The sequence below is a fragment of the Massilia sp. TSP1-1-2 genome (assembly GCF_049896185.1).
In the GTDB taxonomy this organism is placed as follows: Bacteria; Pseudomonadota; Gammaproteobacteria; order Burkholderiales; family Burkholderiaceae_D; genus Telluria_A.
Map to the genome: position 1 here is coordinate 14,249 of NZ_JAFCTU010000027.1, position 19,306 is coordinate 33,554.

The 19,306-nt window shown below is 64.4% G+C and carries 5 protein-coding genes; 4 read left to right on the plus strand and 1 reads right to left on the minus strand.

Features of this window, described 5'->3' with window-relative positions; genetic code table 11:
• Position 1: 1 nt before the first annotated feature.
• From ACP7BV_RS20185 to ACP7BV_RS20200, 4 genes are read left to right on the plus strand one after another with little or no spacing between them, the layout of a single operon-like run.
• On the plus strand, positions 2-559 hold the full coding sequence (locus tag ACP7BV_RS20185) for a hypothetical protein (protein WP_426106336.1): 558 nt from the start codon (positions 2-4) through the stop codon (positions 557-559).
• Positions 559-852 carry a hypothetical protein gene (locus tag ACP7BV_RS20190; protein WP_426106337.1) on the plus strand — a complete coding sequence of 98 codons (294 nt, stop codon included), beginning with the start codon at positions 559-561 and terminating at the stop codon, positions 850-852. The genes ACP7BV_RS20185 and ACP7BV_RS20190 overlap by 1 nt, the downstream gene beginning before the upstream one ends.
• A complete protein-coding gene (locus tag ACP7BV_RS20195; RefSeq protein WP_426106338.1) occupies positions 845-1,384 on the plus strand; it encodes a DUF4262 domain-containing protein in 540 nt (179 codons plus the stop codon). Before ACP7BV_RS20190 ends, ACP7BV_RS20195 begins: the two co-directional genes overlap by 8 nt.
• A 12-nt stretch (positions 1,385-1,396) precedes the next feature.
• A complete protein-coding gene (locus ACP7BV_RS20200) occupies positions 1,397-1,714 on the plus strand; it encodes a hypothetical protein (protein ID WP_426106340.1) in 318 nt (105 codons plus the stop codon).
• Positions 1,715-1,781: 67 nt separating this feature from the next.
• Here ACP7BV_RS20200 and ACP7BV_RS20205 read toward each other — a convergent pair whose 3' ends face one another.
• A complete protein-coding gene (locus tag ACP7BV_RS20205) occupies positions 1,782-19,295 on the minus strand; it encodes a PLxRFG domain-containing protein (protein WP_426106341.1) in 17,514 nt (5,837 codons plus the stop codon).
• Between the last annotated feature and the right edge of the window lie 11 nt (positions 19,296-19,306).

Sequence of the window (19,306 nt, forward strand, 5' to 3'; positions counted from 1 at the left end):
CATGACAATTACCAAAAAAGATATTCCCCGTTACGTCATCCGCACCGCCGACGGCGATTACGGCGTGGTAGCGCTCGAAGTGGGCGAGCGCTCCGTCACCGTATTGGCCGAGAGTTCTTTCGGATCGTACTGCTATCACTGGAATGCGACGGGCTGCAACCCGATCCGCTTCCTCGGCAACATGAGCCGGGATTACGCGATGGGCAAGTTTCGCGGCCACGACTACATGGTGTTCGACCGCGAAAAGCAGGAGCAGGAGCACCGCAAGGCCGTGATCGCTAAGCGCCGCGAGCGCCAGATGGAGCACGAAGACGCGCGCTGGTGCTACGACGAAATCGGCCACGTCTGCGACGCCCGCAGCCTCGATCAATATTGGGCGAACTTCTATCACAATGATGACCTCATCAAACATCTGTACGGCGGCGATATCGGCGACCAGTCGGCCGAAACGCGCCCGGATTCGCAGTGTGTGGGCTTCTGGGAGTCGATCTGGGTCCCATTGATGGAACACCTTGCCGCCGAGACGGCGACGGCGCCAGCGATCGCGGAGGCCATCTGATGAAGAAGGTATCCAAAGCCGACCAGTTCATCGCCGACATGATCCGCTGCCGTGGCATGGACTGGGTCCGCATCGGCATGCAGATCGAAGTGTCCGGCGACATGGGCACGATCATGGGCATGAACTCGTCCGCCAATCTCGACGTGGTGTTCGTCAACCAGCTCAAGATGGGCAAGCACTCGCACAACTGCCACCCGACGTGGGAAACCCAGTATTTCGACGAAACCGGCAAAGTCATCAAGGATTATCGTTGCGCCGTCATTGCCAAGGAATTGGAAACCGCCCATGGATAAGGCCCATGCCCTGCGCCGGCTGCTGCTGCAATTAAGCGGCATGCTGCCGGCCCGATTAATGTCGCGGGAGACTCGCATGCAGCACATATTTGAGAAAATGAAACGCGATATTGCCGCCGACGGCTTTTTCGTCATGGCGGTCATGGCCAGCGAGAGCCGCAATACGTTCGCCTATACGATCGGCTTAAGCGAATCAACCGGGCATCCGGAATTGCTCATGTTCGGACTGCCGTTGCAGGTAGCTCATTTGGTACTGCATGATCTGGCGCGCCTGATCAAGGCCGGCGCCCGGTATAACGACGGTGACGTGGTCAGTGAAATCCTGTCGGTGCCAATGGCGATGAAATCGGTCAGGCACGAAAAAGCCTCCGATTATACGGTCCAGTTATTCAATTATTATCCGGACGCTGAATCGCCACCGCCCGTCATGCAGGTGGTGTTGCCCGACACGCGCGGGAAATTCCCCTGGGCGGAAGACTTCGACGACAAGTACAAGGGCATGCAGCCCTCACTGTGGAACGTGATCCACTAGAAAGGCACAGAAATGGATTGTCATTACGTGCAGCAGCATTACGGGGTGCCGGCCCAGATTGGCCGGCGCGTGGTCGTGGGTGGCAAGCCGGGCGTCATTGCCGCCGACCGGGGCAATTACATCGGTGTCAACTTCGATGACCACAAGCCCGGGCACATCGAAAACGCCCATCCGACATCGGATGTGGTGTACGGTGAAATGGGGCGGGTCCGGAAGCCATCAAGAGGGCGCGCGCGGTATCAACGCTATCTAGAATACGGCGACGGCTTCGACAACTTCGTGGACTTCTGCTACTGGGATGCCGACCCGGAGCGAAGCTGGAACCACTGACGCGCGCAACTGGAACGAAAAAAAGCCCCGGGATTTGACTCCCGGGGCTTTTTACATGGGCGGACGGTTATTCCCGCGTTTCGGCCAGCTCGGCGCGCACCGACTGCTTCAGCGCGGCCGGGGCGGTCTTCTGGGTCCGGACGATGGCGTCCTGCTTCATCGCTCGTACCCGCCGGATGATCGCCGGCAGGTTGACCCTGATCGGCGTTTCTGGATTCTTCTCGTTCCAGTCGGCCCGCATGTCGCGCGCTTCCTGCACCATGCCGGCGTTGCCTGTGGCCAGCCCTTGCGCCCAGTGCTCGGCGATCTCCACCGAGCGCATCCGGTTCTGGGCGATCATGCCCAGTGCCTGGCCCTTCTGGTCCTGCACGTCGGCCGTGCTGTTGGGCTGGAAGCCGATCATTTTCATCATCGCTTCCGTCGGCGTGGTGTTGTTGACGATGTAGCCGCGGGCGTCCCGGTAAGCGCCGGAGTCGAGCATGTCGACGCCCTTGGCCACGTTGCGCACCGCCACCGGCGACAGGTCCAGCGCGGCGCCGGCTAGATCGCCGCCAAGCGCCTTACCGGCGCCGGTGAACGCGCGCTTGGCCAGGTCGCCGGCCGGGCCGGCCAGCTCGCCCAGGTCGCGGGCGTACGAATCCTTCTTCGTCATCAAGCCGGTACCGGGAATCAGGTTGCCCATGCCGAAGCGGCCGGAGACGTCGACCGGCATGCCCGGCAGGCTCGAAATCCCTTTCAAGGCAAAGTCGGCGCCGCCCCGGCCCAGCACGTCGGTTAGGAAGGCCTGCTTGCTGCGCTTGGTCGAGAAATTGAAGCCCAGGCGTTGCAACAACCCGTCGATGGCATCTTCCAGATCCTGCGCGAACGGCAGGCCGTCGGCGCCGCCCATCAGGAACAGCACAGCGATCATGTACAGCGCCGCGCGGCGTCCGGCCGCACGTTCTTTCGAGCCCTTTTCACCGGCAAACGCCATGCGCGACAGCAGCTCAAGGTAGCTGATCGAGAACTGCTTGAACGTGAGCAGCAGGCCGCCGATCGCGCTGCGCGCCCACTTCGGCTTGTTGCCCGAATTGTAGGTGCCCTGCGTTTGCGACACCGACTGTTCGGCGAAGCGCGCCGGGTTCGGCAACCCTTCCTCGACGGCCGTGCGATAGGCCGCAATGAAGGTGATGCGACGGTTGGACAGCTCGGCCATGGCAAACAGCTTGCCCCAGCCCAGCGATATCTTGGCCATCGCGTTGTTGACATGCGCCCGGGCGTTGCCGGCCTTGGTCCCGTCGCCGGCGCGCAGTGCACCCTTGCCCTGCGCCTGCGCCTGCAGGTAGTGCACCTCTTGCGGAGCAACGATCCCCTCGTCGGCGGCCCACTTGAGCGCAGCATCGAGGCCGGCGTCGCCGGTGGTGTCCTTGAGGGCGTCGCGCACGGCCGCCGTCATGCGCTTGCCGGCCTTGCCGATCCCGCCCCACTGCGACAGGTAAGGCAGCGTCATTGTGAACGGCTGGGTCAGGTTGACCATGGCCGACGCGACCGAGCCGCCCAGGAACTGGGCGAACATCAGGCCGCCCAGCTGGGTGCCGGGCTCCGGGTTGCGGATGTGCTCGCGCAGCTGCATCGCCGCGTCGGTCAGCTCGCCCTGCTGTTTCGGGATCTCAGTCACGGCCTCGTCGATCTCGCCCAGGTGCGCATTGCCAGCCGTCAGGCGGGCGTTGCTATAGATGAATCCGGCCAGCACGCGGCCGGCGTCTTCCGAGAAACCGGCGATGCCCTTGCGGTGGATCATGCGCTTCATGGAGCTGCGATTGTTCTTCGCCAGCTTCAGGTAGGTCTGATACACCTCGGTGCTCTGGGCGTCGGCCTGGCTGTCGAGCCCGACCATGGAGCCGAACAGCTCGATCGTCTCGGGGGAGACGCCGGCGAACAGCTTGTAGGCGTCGGCCGAGATCGTGCCGTGCGACACCGATGCCTGCGGATGCTCGGCGGCCATGTCGCGCGCCATTTTCGACGCTTCGTACTGCGTCTCGAACATGCCGAAATAGACCTGCTCGAATTCGCCCTGGTCGTTCCTCTCCTGCACGTACACCGTGTACTTGCCGAAGCGCGACAGCGGCGCGTAGCCACGGTCCATCAGGTCGGTGCCCTTGTCCGCCAGGTTGAGGATCTGCTTGGCGGTATCAAGGTACATGTCGGCCCGCTCCGGGTGCATCTCGGCCAGCGCCATGAAGTGGTCGCGCAGCAGGTCGGCCGCGGCGTTCAGGTTCGGCGCCGCCACCGCCTGCTCGATCATGCCCTTGGCGTCCTTGCCGCCCAACTTGACCATTTCCGAGATGGTCAGGTTGGTCAGGCTCTTGTCGAGCGCGGCGCGGAACTCGTGGTACAGCGCGATCTGGCCATCGTTCAGGCTGAACATGTCGCGCAGCTCGGCGTCGGTCCAGACCACGCCGGCCTTGAGCTGGGTTTCCTCAAATTTGCCGTTGATGATCCGCTCGTACATGCCTAGCGGATTGGCCAGCCATGCGGCGTTCTGGGCGTCGTCGATGATCCCCTTTTGCAGCAGGATCTGCGCGCGCTGGGCCGTGGTCAGGCCCGCCGCCTGCTCTTCGAGCTCGGCCATCTTGACCGGCTTGCCGTTGGCGTCGCGCGCCCACGACAGGGTGCCCTCGAAGATCGGCGCGCCGATCGCCTTGGTGTCGCCGGCCGTCAGGGCCTTTTTGCGGTTCTTGCCGATGATGTCGGCGATGTTTTCCAGTTTCGGCAGCAGGGTCGGCGCCATGTCGGCCGATACCACCGCGAAGCGGGAGACGTCGCCCAGAAAGCTTTGCACCGCTTCGTAGACCCGGCCGAACGCGGGGGCGCGCTTGGCCAGGTTGTCCATCGTGCCTATCGACTTGTGCCACCAGCTGACCTTGCCCGATGCGTTGAACAGGTCGCCGATTCGGTAGTCGGCCGGCAGGCGCACGTCGGCAATGCTGCCGGCCGCGTTGGCCAGCGCATCACCGAGGCTGGCCCGGCTAAATGCCGGAGCCCCGGCCGGCGTGGTCGTGCTCGAACGCGCACCGGAGCGGCGCTCGGCGGCGCTGCCACCGGCCCATGGATCGGCCGGCGGCAGGTCGCTCTTGAGGCGCTTGAACATCTGTTGAATCAGGGTGCGCGCCTCTTCGTTCTTGATGCTGCGCCAGTAGGCGGCCGTCTCGGTCATGCCAAAGAACTGCGCCAGGCTGGCCAGCCAGCGCTGGACGGCGCGTTCGGCCCGGTCGCGTAGCCCGTTTTTCAGGTACTCGCCTGCGTTCGGCTCGGCCAGCTGCGCCAGCGCTTCGTCGACGCCGCGCGCGATCGCGTAGTCCTGACCGCCATAGGAGGCCGCCAACTGCCCTTGCTCGCCCTTGGCCCAGCGATCCGCCTCCGAGCGGAAGTAACCGTCCCGCTGGTAGAGCGCTTTCATGCGGGTGATATACTGCTCTTTCGGCAAATAGCGTTGGAGTCCGTAATGGAGAAGTTCGTGGAACAGGGTACGCTGGACCTCCCGCAGGTCGGAAAGCGCGTCGCGGAAGAGGTAGATCTTCCCTTCGTAGACAGCCCCGGACACCCGCTCATCAAATGCGACACCCGGGAGCACCCCGAAAGCGCTGTCGTGGACCTCGACCGAGGGCTTGTGCGCAAACTGGCCGATGCGGTCGTTGACTTCTTTGGCTACCGCCTCGTTCGCAAGCCACTCGCCGCGCGGCAAAGCGACTGACGAATCGGCCATGCTGCGCTGCACGGCAACTGCCGCGTCGCGCTGGCCGTTGTTCTCGGCCCAGGTGGCCACCATGATCGCCCGCACCGCCTCCACGTCGCGCACCAGGGCGGACACGTCAAAGCGCGAACCGCGCATGCTGGTAATGGCCGACGTGGCCAGCTCCATGAACTTGTAGGCGACGGTACGGAACAGCGAACGGTCCACCTTGGCCAGGTCGCGCCAGAACACCGGATCCATCCACATCGCGCCGTTGATATCGGCGATCACTTCCGCTTCGGCCGTCTCGGTCGACACGTCCTGCAAGCCGTTTGCCGCATATTCGCGCGCCTGGCGGTCTTCCACCACCCCATTCTTCAGGTAGGCGCGGATCTGCGTGCGCAGTTTGGTGCCCAGCTCCGGATTGCTCTGTTCGAGCGCGTGCAGCGTCTCGTGGCCAGCGATCGCCAGCTCGGCGTTGCGCATGCCTTCGGCCAAATAGGCAATTCCGTTGTAGGCCACGCCCTCGAACTCGGCGTTCTTACTGACGAAATTGACCTTGATGCCCATGGTTTCGCCAATTCGGCGCGCCAGGGCGAACTGGGCGTTCGGAGCGGCCCGCAGCGCGCGCACCGGCTCGATCCCGACCTTGACCAGTTCGCGGTTGAGCTGTTCGGTAGCCTTGCGGGCGGCCAGCAGCTCGGCGCCGGTCAGTTCGACAGGCGCGGCGGTGCCGGCGTCGTCGCCAGCGGGAATGGAAGGGAAATTGCCGTCGTTACGGAAGAATTCCGCGTCACGGCTGTAAAGCAGCCGGGTAAGCTGGGGGCTTACTCGTTGTAGCAGCCGGTCTGAAACGTGATCCAGAACGGCTCGCCCGTCCGCGCGTCCTTCTCCGCGTAGTACGGTACCGACAAGTACCGCTCTCTTAAGATCAGACATGCCAAGCGGAGGCGTAAACGCTCCTCGGCCGGATGGAAAGAGTACGTCGAAAGCTGCGCGAACCGATTTTGCAGCAGCTGCGAAATTCGCGTCTGTGAAAGCAACTGCATCCACTGGGCCGACGTCCCCTGCTGCTTCATCGTGGCCATCAGCGCTTCGTCCGTCAACGCTTCGAGCGTCGCCGGATCCAGCCCCTTGGCCATCAGCTTGTTGTCCCGCAGCGGATCCGTCAGCCCGTACATCGCCGGCAGGTGCGCGAACGGGTGTGGTGCGCTCGAAGCGGCCGCGGCCGAAGTTGTAGGTAACATCATTGATCTCTGGGAAAACTTGCAGGATGTTAGTGTAGGACGAAACCAGCATTTCACGCAAGTTCGACGCATGCTCGCCCGCCTGCCACTTGATCGGGCGCAGGTCCTGCCCGGCCATGGTAGATACCGCTTCCGTTTGTAGCGCGTGGGGCGCCAGGTGCGCGGTAGTGCCGTGGCGCAGCGCTGACGAGATCATCTGTTCTGTGCGGCGATACAACGCCTTATCGGATAGCCCGGATGGATCGCCGATGAAGGTGTAGCCGGTGTTGTGGGCGAACGTGGCCACCGCCTGGTAGATGCGCGCGCCCATGCGGCCCTCTTTCCAGTTCGAGATATCGAGCCACATCTGCTTTTTCTTCGAGTCGCGGAACACGAACGCGCGGCCATCGTTGGCGTCGATCATCCACACGCGGTCGGCGGCTGCGCCCGGGCCGTCGCCGTCCGGCGCGTCAAGGCTGTCGTCCACCGTCGCGCCTGGCGCCATGTCGGCGAGGATCCCGGCCAGGCTTTTGGTGTCGCTGCCTGGCATGCGGAACGCGTCGTCGTCCTGGGCAATCTGCGAGAAAATCCCCACCAGCGGGTCATCCGAATCAATACGGGTACGGCTGAATGCCGGTGCGTCCGGAGCGTCCGGAGCGGGTCCGGCCTCTTCGGCGGTCGATCCGTCCTCATTGATGACGATCGGCACAGCCGGGGCAGCGATGCCCTCCATGCGCAATTCTTCCTCGAGGCGCTTCAGGTCGCCGTATTTCTCGGCCATTTCCTGCTGGTATTCGAACGGTGCCCCCACCTTCTTGCGCAGGCGGACAAGGTCGTTCTGGCCGCTGGTCAGTTCGGCCTTGGCGCGGTTCAGGTCCGCGCTGATGCTGTTGACCTGGTTGACGATGCGCCGGCCCAGCCCGACGGCGTCGACACTTTCGCCCATGGCGGTGGTGGTCGATACCGACAGCGCCAGGTCGCCGACGTTGACGTACAGGGTGAATTCGCCGGTTGGCTTCTTGAACGCCGATTCGGCGTCCACCGTCAGCGTCAGGTCCTCGCCCAGCGTGCCGATCGCCAGTTCGCGCGCCGGCGTGCCCATGACGGAGTCGGCGGCCACCTTGTTGAAGGCGTCCTTGACGGCCTGGCCGAACTCGCCCACCTTGTCGAAGACTGCATTGCCGACTTTGCCGGTGGTGAACGCATAGAAGCGCTCGCCGATCGCCTTGAAGGCGGCGCCGAAGCTGTTGATGCGCTTGGTGGAACTTTCCACCTGCCAGTCGGCACTGCGCAGGGCCGAGCGCACGTTGATCTGTTCGCTGGCGTGCGCCGCCTGCAGGCGCTCGAAGCGCTCCACTTCCTGCTTTAGGCCGGCCAACTGGATTGCGCGCGGGTCGCCCGACGCTACGGCGGCCGCCTGTTCGAACAACGACGCCTCGCCCATGTCTTCCATGCTGCGAAGCGTCTTGTCGCCCGAGAACGCCTGGTCGATGAAGCGCTGCTTACGGCCCACCATCTGCCACATGGTCGACTGATAGGTGCCCTTGGTCGTGTACCACTCGATGGCCACTTCCGCATTCTGGTTGCCCTGGCGAATGATGCGGCCGTGCGGCTGCTCGACGTCGGCCGGGAACCATGGCGGATCCTGATAATGCAGCACCGCAAGGCGCTTTTGCACGTTCACGCCCGTGCCCATCTTCTTGGCCGAGCCAATCAGCACGCGCAGTTTCCCGGAGCGCATGTCCTTGAACACGGCTTCTTTTTTTGCGTCGGTGTTGGCGTCGTCAAACCACGCGATCTGGTCGCGCGGGATCCCGCCGTCGGTCAGGCGCTTGGTGAAGGCGGCGCGGGAGTTGAAGCCACGGTTCTTCTGCGACTGCTCGCCGAAGCCCATGTTGTAGAAAACAACCTGAGTGCTGCCCTTGATCGGCTCGTCCTTGCCGTTCTTGTCCTGATAGACGTTATGCTTGCCGGCATGGTATGCCGTGACCACCTTGTCGCCCATTTCGGTAATGATGCTGCCCTCTTCGCCCAGCGCGCCGCCGAAGAAGCGCGGATCGATCGCGGCGAAGCGGCCATCGGTGATGATGGAGACGATCGGATCCGGGTTGTTCGGCTCATCCTTCGTCGGCTTCCATTTCTTCGACTTCTCGATGCGGGGCCCCAGCACGGTTTTCATGTACAGGTCGAGCGCTGGACCGGCCGGCACGATGTTCAAGTTCGGCTTGCCGCCGATCAGGTCCGGGCGTTTGACCAGCGCGCCCAGGTGCTCGGACGTCAAAACGTCCATGAACTGGCGCACGCGGCTCATCAGCTCGGGCACGTTGTCGAACTTGGCAAAGCGCTCGATCAGCTCGTATTTGCCGGCCGCATTCGGTTCCAGCGCCGGAGCGACTTCACCGAACTGGCGCGCCCACGCGTCGAACGTGGCGATGCCGGCCCGGTTCATTTCTTCTGGCGCGAAGAATCGCATGATGGTGTACAGCTCGCCCATGGTGTTGGTGACGGGCGTGCCGGAGGCGAAGACCATGGCGCGGCCCGGGCGCTGCTGCTCAAGCCAGCGCGTCTTGACGTACATGTCTAGGGCGCGCTTCGATCCGTTCGGGTCGATGCCCTTGATCTGCTGCGCCGTGTGGAAGTCGAGCTTGCGGAAGACGTGCGCCTCGTCGGCGAACACGAAGTCGACGCCGATATCCTCGAATTTCAAGGTCGAATCCTTGCCGCCGGCCGCGATGATGCGATCAAAGCGCTGCGTGACGGCCTCGATCTGCTGTTCGAGCTGGGAGCGGCGCACGCGCGCGCCATTGTCCTTGGCCGTCTCCGACAGCTCGATCTCCAGGTCGGCCAGGATCTCGTCGCGGATCGGGGCCACGGACTCTTCCTTGACACCGATGCGCTGGAACGCGTCGTGCGTGATGATCACGGCGTCCGGGTTGTTCAGCGTGGCGCTGGCGATGAAGGCCTTGCGGCGCTCGGCCGAAAAGTTCTCGTCGTCGGCCACCATGATGTTGGCCAGCGGATACAGCTCCATGAACTCATTGGAAAACTGCTCGAGCATGTGGTTCGGCACGACGTACATCGGCTTGTTGATCAGGCCGAGGCGCTTCTGCTCCATGCCGGCCGCAATCATTTCGATGGTCTTGCCCGAGCCCACGGCGTGGTTCAGGTAGGTGTTGCCGGTCTGGATGATGCGCGCGATGCCGTTCTTTTGGTGCGGGTGCAGGGTGTAGCGCATCGACACGCCAGGCAGCGTCAGGTAGGCGCCGTCGAAGCGGCGCGGGGCGATGTTGTTGTAGCGCTTGTTGTACGATTCGACCAGCTCGGACGCCCGCTCGGAGTCGGTCCAGATCCAGCCCTTGAACTTGTCCTTGATCTTCTTGAGCATTTCATTGGCGGCCGTCGTCGCTTCCTGATCGGTGACGGACTTGCCATCGATCTTCATCGTGACCTTGAGCGAACGGCTGTTCAGGGCCGTTTCCAGCAGCTCGGACGGCGATCGCGCGGCCGTGCCATATTCGGCGCCGGCGCGGCGGGCGCTGCGCAGGTTGCCGCCGTCGACCTGCCAGGTTTCGGTTTTCGGGTCGAACGTGACGGCGCCGGCGTCGATCTCGGCCGCGAAGGCGTTGACGTGCGCTGCCGGGACCCACGACGCGCCCAGCTTTGCGCTGATCTGCGACGGTCCCAGCTTCTCCGGCTGCACCGCTTTCAGCGCCTCGACGTTGCGCGCCAGGCTGTCATCGACCCGGGCGGCCTGTTCGGCCTCTTCGAGCTTGCTGACCACGTCGCCCGACAGATACTCGTCGGCGAGCTGCCAGTCACCGGCCGGGGCCTGGTACACCTGATTGCCCAGCGCTTCGATCGTGTCGTCGCGCGACAGGCCAATGCGGCGTCCCACGTCGTCAAGATTCAGGCGCCCGGTGTCGTCCAGGGACACGGCCAGGGCGTCGCCGATGGTGCGCACGTCGCGCGTGACCGGCTTGCCGATGGTGCGGCCCAGCAGGAAGGGCGACTTGACGATGTCGCCCGCTTCGTTGATGGTTTCGAGCTGGGTCAGGATGGCCGAATCGTAGTCCTCACGGAACCGGCGACGGTTCTTGAAGATGCGCGACTCGGTTTCGACGGTATTGCCTTCTTCGTCGGTCGACTTGCGCACCTGCACGCGGAAATCATTGATCGGGCCGTGTTCGGCGCGGAATGTGTCATAGGCCTTGTTCAGCTTTTTCAACGATGCTTCCCACTTGCCATCGCTTGCCTGCGCCAGGCGCGTTTCGTTGACCAGATCGCGGATGCCGATGTAACCGGCGAACCACGCCTTGTCGGCTTCGGTCATTTTCATGCCGTCCGCCAAAGGCTGGCCAACACCGTTCTCGACACGCATGATGGCGCCGTCCTTGGCCAGGTAGACCACGCCTTCGCGCTTGACGCTCGGGTCAAAATCGACCTTGGCCGTCTCGCGCTGCACGCTCTCGCGCGTCTGGGCCAGTACCGAATAGGCGTTCTCCGGCAGGTGTTCGATCGCCGCGGCGAACTTGGCGTCCAGATCGGCGGCGGTGTCGTCGTAGGAGACGACGGTGTATTGCGCGGCGCCCCGGCCGTTCGCGTTGATGCGGCGGCCCATGTCGTCGGTATTGCCGGAAACGCGGTTCTGGCCCAGCACCATCGCCGGATTGTTGGCGAAGTATTCATTGATGACCACCACGCCGTCCTTGGTGTCGACGCTGGCCACGTTGGCCCAGGCCTGCCCGGCCGGTGCTTCGTGCTCGTGGCGCTTGCGCAGGAAGATCACGTCGGTGACAACGGACGTGCCGGCGTTGTCCTCGAACGCGGTAGACGGCAAGCGGATCGCGCCCAGCAGGTCGGCGCGGGCGGACAGGTACTTGCGGGCCTTGTCGGTCTGCTTGTCCATGGTGCCCTTGCTGGTGACAAACGCCAGCAGGCCGCCCGGGCGCACGCGGTCGATCGACTTGGCGAAGAAGAAGTCATGCAGCATGAAGCCGTGCTTTTCGTAGTCCGGGTCGGCGAAGATCTGGGTTTGCGAGAACGGCGGATTGCCGATGGCCACGTCGAAATAGTCGCGCGGGAATTTGCGCTTGATGAAGTCGTCGTGCAGCATGTTCTGCTCGGGCGAGAGCAGGCGGGCGATCAGCGCGGTCGGGCCGTCAAATTCGACGCCGGTATAGCGCGAGGTGTCGCGCACGGTGTCGGGCATCAGCATCGAGAACGAACCGATCCCCATGCCGGGTTCGAACACCTTGCCGCCCGTGAAGCCCAGGCGCTGCATCGCGCTCCACGTCGATCGGATGATGCCTTCGCTGGTGTAGTGGGCGTACTGGGACGACTGGAGCACGGAACGCTGCCATGCGGCCGGCAGCGCCTCCATGCGCTCGGCCAGGCCGCGCCAGCTCGCCTCATTGATCAGGTTCGGCCAGATCAGGCGGTTAGGATCCTGCTGCTTGGAGTAGGACGGCGGGATCGGAAACAGCTTGTTACGGATGGCGGAAGCGCCAAAGCCGACGTACTTGGACAACTGGGCCTGCTCGGCAGCGGTGGCCGGGCGGTTTTCGCGCTCGATGGTGAGCGCCAGTTCGATTAGGTCGACATTGCGTGCGGCCGTGTCGAGCCACGACCCTTCGCGGGTCAGTCCTCCGACGTCAGGACGGAAGTCGGCAGAAACTCGCTTGTTACCTCTTGCCACAGCGACAGGCGGGCGGTCGGAAACTGCGTCAGCCCCTCGCTCGTTCCCCAGGTCTTCTCGCGCATCATCTGCGATCGGATCTCGTCCTCGCGATTCTCGAACGCTTCCAGCATCGCCTCGTCCAGCGCGCTCGCGCGGCTGTTCAGCGCCTCGAGTGATTGCGCCTGCGGGTCGTTGTCCGTCAGCCACCGGCGAATCGATCGCAGGCGCACTTGCTGTAGGGGTGGAATCATTGGTTTGCTCCTTCGTTTCCGCTTGCGCGGGAGTAGTTTCAGTATCGTTGATAGTTACAGTATTTGCAAGTTGTGCGGGCGCAACAGCGCGCGCGTGCACGGCCTTGGCGGCCAGCTCGGCCAGATCGACCGCCGACAGGTTGACTGGCAACCAGCGATTCTTGTCCTTCGTGCCCGATTGGTCAGCCTGGCTACCGACGCGCATCATCAGGGCAATGCCCGACTTGGTGGTTGGAACCATGCCCCGGATCGACGAATCGCCGACGTGCAGGTAGATCCCGTGCTGCTTCTCCGGGTGGAACATGGTCAGCATGACGTCCCCGGCGCCGGCCGTGCCCGATTCGTTCACGCGCACCGTTTTGACCAGTTTCCCCTTGGCGTCCCTGTATGGCGAGAATCCGTGCGCCTGCAACTCGGCCGATACCTTGCGTAGGTAGTTTTGGGTGTCCTTCAGGAACGCGTCCTTGAGCCCGTCGCGCAGGCCGTAATCGGTCTGCTCGTTCTTGCCGCCAGCGATCTCGACCCAGCCGTCGATGTGGGTCACGCCCCAATCGTCGCGCAGCACCACGTCGGCCTGTTTTTTCGCCTTTGGCGCCACCTTGACGGTTTCGCCGATCGCGGCGTTCTTGAAGCTCGACGGCTGGGTGTGCGGCGCGGTGCCGGCCTGCTCCATGGCGTCCAGCTCGGCCGCCGGCGTCATGCCGGACGTGTCCAGGCCCGGGTAGTGACGCACGCTCTCGTAGAAGCTCCGCAGGTATGGGCGCACGGCCTCGCCCAGGTCAGCCGTCATCGCCTTGGAGAACGCCGAGAACGCGCGCACGCCCGATTCGATGTAGGCGCCGGCGATCGTGATGCCGTCCATGACCAGCTCGGGATCCAGCCCGGAATTAAGAGTGCCGAGCTTGGCTTTCATGCGCGCGCGGGCCTTTTCGACCGCATCGGTGGTGAACAGCTTGTTGTTGGCGAACTGGGGCGCAACTGCGGGCGCCTTGTCGGCGGCCGCGACTGGCGCCGCCGGCGCCTCCACGGTGGTCTTCTTAGCAGCCAGGTCCTTGAGCGTCTGGGTGAGGCGCTTGGCTTCATCCTTGTAAGACGCGTTGCCTTCGTTGAACAGCTTGAAGATGCGCACGCTGTCCCACACCATGTTGGCCAGCGCCTCGCCGGCACGGTCCTTGACGGCGCGGTATCCCTTTTCGAGCTGGTCCAGCGCTTCCTCGGCCACCTTGACGTCGTCCCAGGTGGCGATCGACGGCAGATAGTCGAGCACGGCCCGCGCGATCGCGGCCGGTTCTTGGCTGGTGATGACGAGCGTGGCCGGGGCCGGCGCTGCCGCCTTCGGGGTGCGCTTGCCTTTCTTCGGTGGTGGGGCTGGATCCGGGGCCGGCTCTGTTACCGCTTCCGGCTCCGGAGCCTTGTCGGCTACCAGCGCGCGCAGGGCGTCGTTGGCGGCGTCGTCGTCCAGATCCATGTAGTAGAAGTCTTCGACCGCTTCATTGATCTGCTCTTCGGTCACGCCGGCGGCCAGCGCCTGCTCGATGGCTGCGCGGTCCAGACGGTCATACTTGTTGGCGATCGTCATGGCTGGGTTGTCGTGCGCATTGTTGGCCATGAAGAAGCCGTACGAGAAACCTTCAGGCGTGACGCTGCGCGCGTTCTTAGTGGCCATGCTCTTGCCGCCGTACAGCTTGTGCATTTTGCTGCCCTCGGTCGGCTCGACCGGCGCGATCGGCAGGTCCGCATTGAAGCGGCCCCACAGCAGCGTCTTTTTGGTGTACGAGTCGCCCAGGTGGTTAGGATCGAACGACAGGCGCCATGGTGGCAGGCCGCCCAGACTCTCGATACGCCCGACCGGGTTTTCCAGCGCCCATACCGCCGGCTTGAAGTACTCGATGGTGTTCATCGTCTGGTGCACCAGTTTGACGCTGGCCACCGTGCGCCCGTCCATGTCCTTGGCGGCGAAGTGGCGCGCGCCAGATACGGCGAAGTCGGTGCACGGCGTGGCCGCCAGGATGGCATGCACGTCGAGCCCGTCGAAGTCGCCGAACCAGTCGCCGAAGAAGTCGGACGAGAAGTTGTTGACATCGCCGACCTGCGGATCGTCTTGAATGTCGAAGCGGTACACCTGATAGCCCGCTTCTTCCCACGGCTTGGACCATTCGCCGGACAGGTCGAACAGCGACAGCACAATCTTGCGCCCGTTGGCGCGGCGGATTTCGTCGTCCATGCCCTGTTCTTGGGCGTGCGACTTCCACGTCGCGATTTCGGCTTTCGCCTCTTCCTCAAGACGAGCGACGTGCGGCAGGTAGGCCGCCTCGAAGTCGGCCAGCGACTTGGCCAGTGCAGCCGGAACCGGCTCGCCCGCCTTTTCCAGCGTCTCGCGCTCGGCCAGATCCTTCTGGTAGGCCTTCACTTCCTGTCCGTCCCACAGCTTGCCAGTGGCCTTGACTTTGTCGTTCAGGCGCACCACTTCGCGCTTGCCCGGCGGCTGGAAGATGTTCGATACCAGGTGGTCGCCCACCATCATTTCGGCTTGCGAGCTGTTGAACTCCGCGACAATCTGGCCCAGCTCGCGATCGTCGACGCCCGACTGGACGTGTTCCGGCGCGGTGCCGTTGGCGATCGCGCCTGGCTCGTTCTTGGCCGATTCCCGGATCGACTTGGTCAGCCCGCCTCCGTGCAGCAGCTCGCGCATCGCTTCGGCACGCGGCGTGCCGCCCCACATGAGCGAACGGAGGCGGTTGGCGTCGGCGCTGACATTGCCGTCGTCGTAGCCGGCGCTACGCAGCACGTCAAGGCGCGGCGTGAGCGTCTTGTCGGCCACGGCGCCCAGGATGTGGATGCCCCAGATCTTGTCGCCGTAAGCTTTCACCAGGTCGTGTACCTGCTCGTTCGAGACGGCGCGCGCCTTCGACGGGATGCCGATGATCGGCGAGATGTCCCGTGCAGGATCCAGACCGAGATTGCGCATCATCGTTTCATATGCCTGCTTGAGCGTCAATTCACCGCCCTGCAGGGGGACGATGTTGCGCCCGCCCATGTTGATGCTGTCCGCATAGCGCTTGACCAATTCGAGCGAGCCGGCCTGGTCGCCGACGATGTCGGGCATGACGAAGAAAACGCGTTCGGCGGTGTAGCCGGTTTCGTCGGCGCGTCCGATCGCCAGGTGCAGCAGTTCGTATTTATCGAAAATGGCGTCGAAGTCCAGGCCCTTTTCCTCGAGTTCGGCGAACTGCTCGACCTTGGCAGCCTTCGCGCGGTTGTTGGCCATGAAGACCGAAAACGCGCCCGAGTCGATGAACAGGTAGGCGCCCTTGCTGGCGGCCATGGCGGCGGCGATCTTCGGGATCGACTTGAGCGACAGCGCGTTGATCGAAATGCCGACGTGCTTGTCGGCCGCGAAGGCCGCGGCGAAGTCCGCAGGCGCCGACATGCCGGAAATGAAGCGCAGCGGCGTGTCTACGGTGCCGTAGGTGCCCATCGGGAGCTGTCCCGGGGCGTCTGGCTCGTCGAATGTCGCGGCGTCGACCTTGGCGGCCGGCGCGTCATCCAGACCGCGCGCGGCGATCTCCTTGTCGATCTTCGGCGCCCGGGCGGCGCCGGCGAACACCTCGCGCGCTTGCAGCAGCTGCACGTCGCTCATGTCGTTGACCGTCATCTTGTTCAGGTCCTGCTTGGTGAGCGTCTTCGCCCCGGCCGGGGCGCTGGCCTTCTGCGCCTCGGCCCACATGGTGCCGTACTGGAAAATCAGGTCTTTGCGGTTGTCGACCATCGCTTCGCCGGCCTTGGTGAACGGCGGCGAGTCGAAATGGAAAGTGCGGCCGCCCGTCATTCCGGTCATCGGGACGGTGGCGCGGGGGTTCTGGGTCAGATACCAGTCCATGTAGGCGCGGGTGTCGGTCTTCGCCTTGTCCAGCTGCTCGCCAGGTGCCGGCGCCGCCTCTGCGGCCTGCAGCTGGGCGAATGGGCGTTTGGTTTTGCCGCCAGCCAGCCAGGCCTTGAACTCTTCCAGCGTGGTTTCGGTGATGTTGCGCCCGCCCGTCCAGTTCGCGTCGTAGTTCGACTGGTAGGCTGCGCGGGCCTCGTCAATCGAGTCGAAGCCGAGCATGATCTTGTGTTCGTCGAATTTGCCGCTGTCAGGGTGGATCTGGTCAACCACGAACACCTTGTCGCTGTTCAGGTTCTTGCCCACGAAGACGTCGATATGGTCTTTGTCGGCGCCCACGGTGCCACGGATGTAACCGTAGTGGTGATTCATCGTGGTTTCCCACGGCTTGCCGGCCTTGTCGACGCCCTTGCGGACCGATCCTTCTGGATTCTCGATCGATAGGCCCAGGCCGTGCAGCTTGGCGCGGCCGACCTTGTAATTGCCCGCTTCCTTCTGCGCCTCGGTGGGCTCAGGGCGATCGTTGCGTGCGCTGGTCGCCGCTTCCTGAGCGGCCGCGTCGAACGCTGCCGCTTCCGCACCTGGTGCGGCCTCGGGGATGACCTGGCGCGCGCCGGCCGATGTCATGGGCGTGACAATGCCCTCGCCGGTCATCCGCTCCAACAGGCGGGCGGCGCGGTTGTATCCGACCTTCAAATGCTGCTGCAACTTCGGGATCGAGGCGTCGCCCGTCGAACGGACGAATGCCACTGCGCCCCCATAAAGCGAATCGTCGGCCGATTCCTGCGTTTCGACGTCCGGAACAGTTTGACCGTTTTCAGTGACACTTTTCCCGGATTCCGGGGAATTTTCCCGCAAAACCGGAACATTCCCCGTGTTTTGCGGTTCAGCGCGCGCGATCGCCTTGTCGTAATAGGCGCGCTGGGCGGTGCTCAGGCGGAAAATCTTGGTCGACCCAAGCTTGTGCAGCACGCGGCCGCCCTTCAGGCGCATGCCGGCCGCGATCGCTTCGTCTACAGCCTGTGTATTCGGCGCGCCGGACACGGGTGCGACTTCCTTGCGCTCCGGGACCGCGTCCACCAGTTCGTTTGGCGCGCTCGGTACCGGCGCCGTGGCGTCGTCGATTTCCCTGTGCTCGGCGTCGGTCAACACAGGCGTGCGGTAGCCTTCGCGCTTGAGCGCAGCGCGCAGGGCGGCTTTCTTGCCATCGGCTGGGATCGATTCGTCAGCCAGCACGTCCGCTCGCAGGGCGGCGCGCGCTTCTTCGGCGCGGGTGATGTGCTCGCGCTCTACCCGGGCGTTGGTTTCTTCGATGATGCGCTGTTGCTCTGCCAGCGCGGTTTGCTGGCTCAACTGGGCGTCGGCCGCTTCCATGGCGCTGATCTGGTCCGATTCGGCCTGTTCACGGTTTTGCGCAGCCGCCTGCAGGGCCGGCTCGAACTTCTTGTTGCGCTCGGCCTGCTCTTCGGCCACCAGGGTATCGAATTCGGCCTGCTGGTCGGTTGGAATGGCCACGCGGGTGGCGCGCGCCTGCTTGAGCGCACCAAATTCCGCTGTTTCCTCCGGCGTCAGGCGGCGCCCGGCCACCGGCGGGATCTCGACCTTGTTGCCTTCGGCATCGGTGGTGCGCCCGCCCAGCGAACCGTGCCCGATCGCGACCAGCTCGTTCATGCGTGCATCGATATCGGCCAGTGCCGGCAACTGAACCGGCGCCGCCGGCGCGCCAGGTGATGCCGGTCCAGCTGCTGCCGGTCCAGTTGCTGCGGCTTGGGCCGCGGCCGCTGCTGCTGCGGCATTGGCCGCGCGCGAGAGCGGGCCGGTATTGGCCAGCGGCACAGGAGGAGGCGCCGGCAATGGCTCCGGCGTCGCCGCGCTGTCGCCGTGCAGCATGCCCATGCCGCCACCCATGGCGGCGCCGGTTACCATGCCCATGCCGGCCGCGCGCGAGACGCCCTTGGTGCGGTCCTCTTCCCCCATCGCCACGTTGGTGAAATACTGTTCCTGCGCGGACTGCGGCATTTCTTCCAGCACGCCCTCGCTGAACATTTCCTTGCCGACCTTGGCCGCCTTGCTGCCCGTCAGCGTGCGCGCGCCAGTAGCCAAGTCGGTTGCCGCATCGCCCACCAGCTTGCCAGCGCCGAATCCGATCGCGGCCGTGGTCAGGCCTGCCGACACTGCCGCCGGCGCGTATTCGCTGTAGGTGCGTCCGGCCGCCTGCGCATCGTCGGCCACCTGGCCGGCAGTCTGGGCGCCTTCGGTACCGGCGCCCACCGCCAGCAGCTTTCCGCCCGCCTTCTCGATCGCCGCCTTCGCCGCCAGCGCTCCCGCCTCCGTGCCCATGCCACCGTACGCGGCTGCCGCCCGAGCGCCGATCGTGCGCGCGGCGCCTGCGGCCGCACCCATGCCCGAGATCATGCCAGGCAGCGATTCCACGATGCTGCCTGCCAGCGCGCGCGGGTTGGCCAGCGTGGCGCCGACCGCGCCCAGGAACGTATCTTCCTTCTGCACGGCTGCTTCCGACGCCTTCTGGCTGTCACTGAGGAATTCTCCCAGGAATTCCTTGGTTTGCTGCGGGTCGTAGCCGATGGCGCGTGCGCCCTTGCCCACCAGCCCACCGGTCGCCAGGCTGCCCAGCCCGACGGCGGCCTGCCCGAGTCCGACGACGCCCTGCGCGCCCTTGATGAGCATGTCGCCCCCGGTGCGCATGACGCCGGCACTTTCCACGGGCTTTTCCACGGGTTGCGGCGCGACAAATTGGTCGAACGCGCTCCAGTTTGACTCGCCATCGGCAGGTTGGGTCAGGTATTGCGGCTGTGCTTTTTTGGTGGTCATAGGTGGCGGTG

Coding starts and splice junctions, on each gene's coding strand:
- ACP7BV_RS20195 (WP_426106338.1), top strand. CDS start 845: ATGGATAAGGCCCATGCCCTGCGCCGGCTGCTGCTGCAATTAAGCGGC.
- ACP7BV_RS20200 (WP_426106340.1), top strand. CDS start 1,397: ATGGATTGTCATTACGTGCAGCAGCATTACGGGGTGCCGGCCCAGATT.
- ACP7BV_RS20190 (WP_426106337.1), top strand. CDS start 559: ATGAAGAAGGTATCCAAAGCCGACCAGTTCATCGCCGACATGATCCGC.
- ACP7BV_RS20205 (WP_426106341.1), bottom strand. CDS start 19,295: ATGACCACCAAAAAAGCACAGCCGCAATACCTGACCCAACCTGCCGAT.
- ACP7BV_RS20185 (WP_426106336.1), top strand. CDS start 2: ATGACAATTACCAAAAAAGATATTCCCCGTTACGTCATCCGCACCGCC.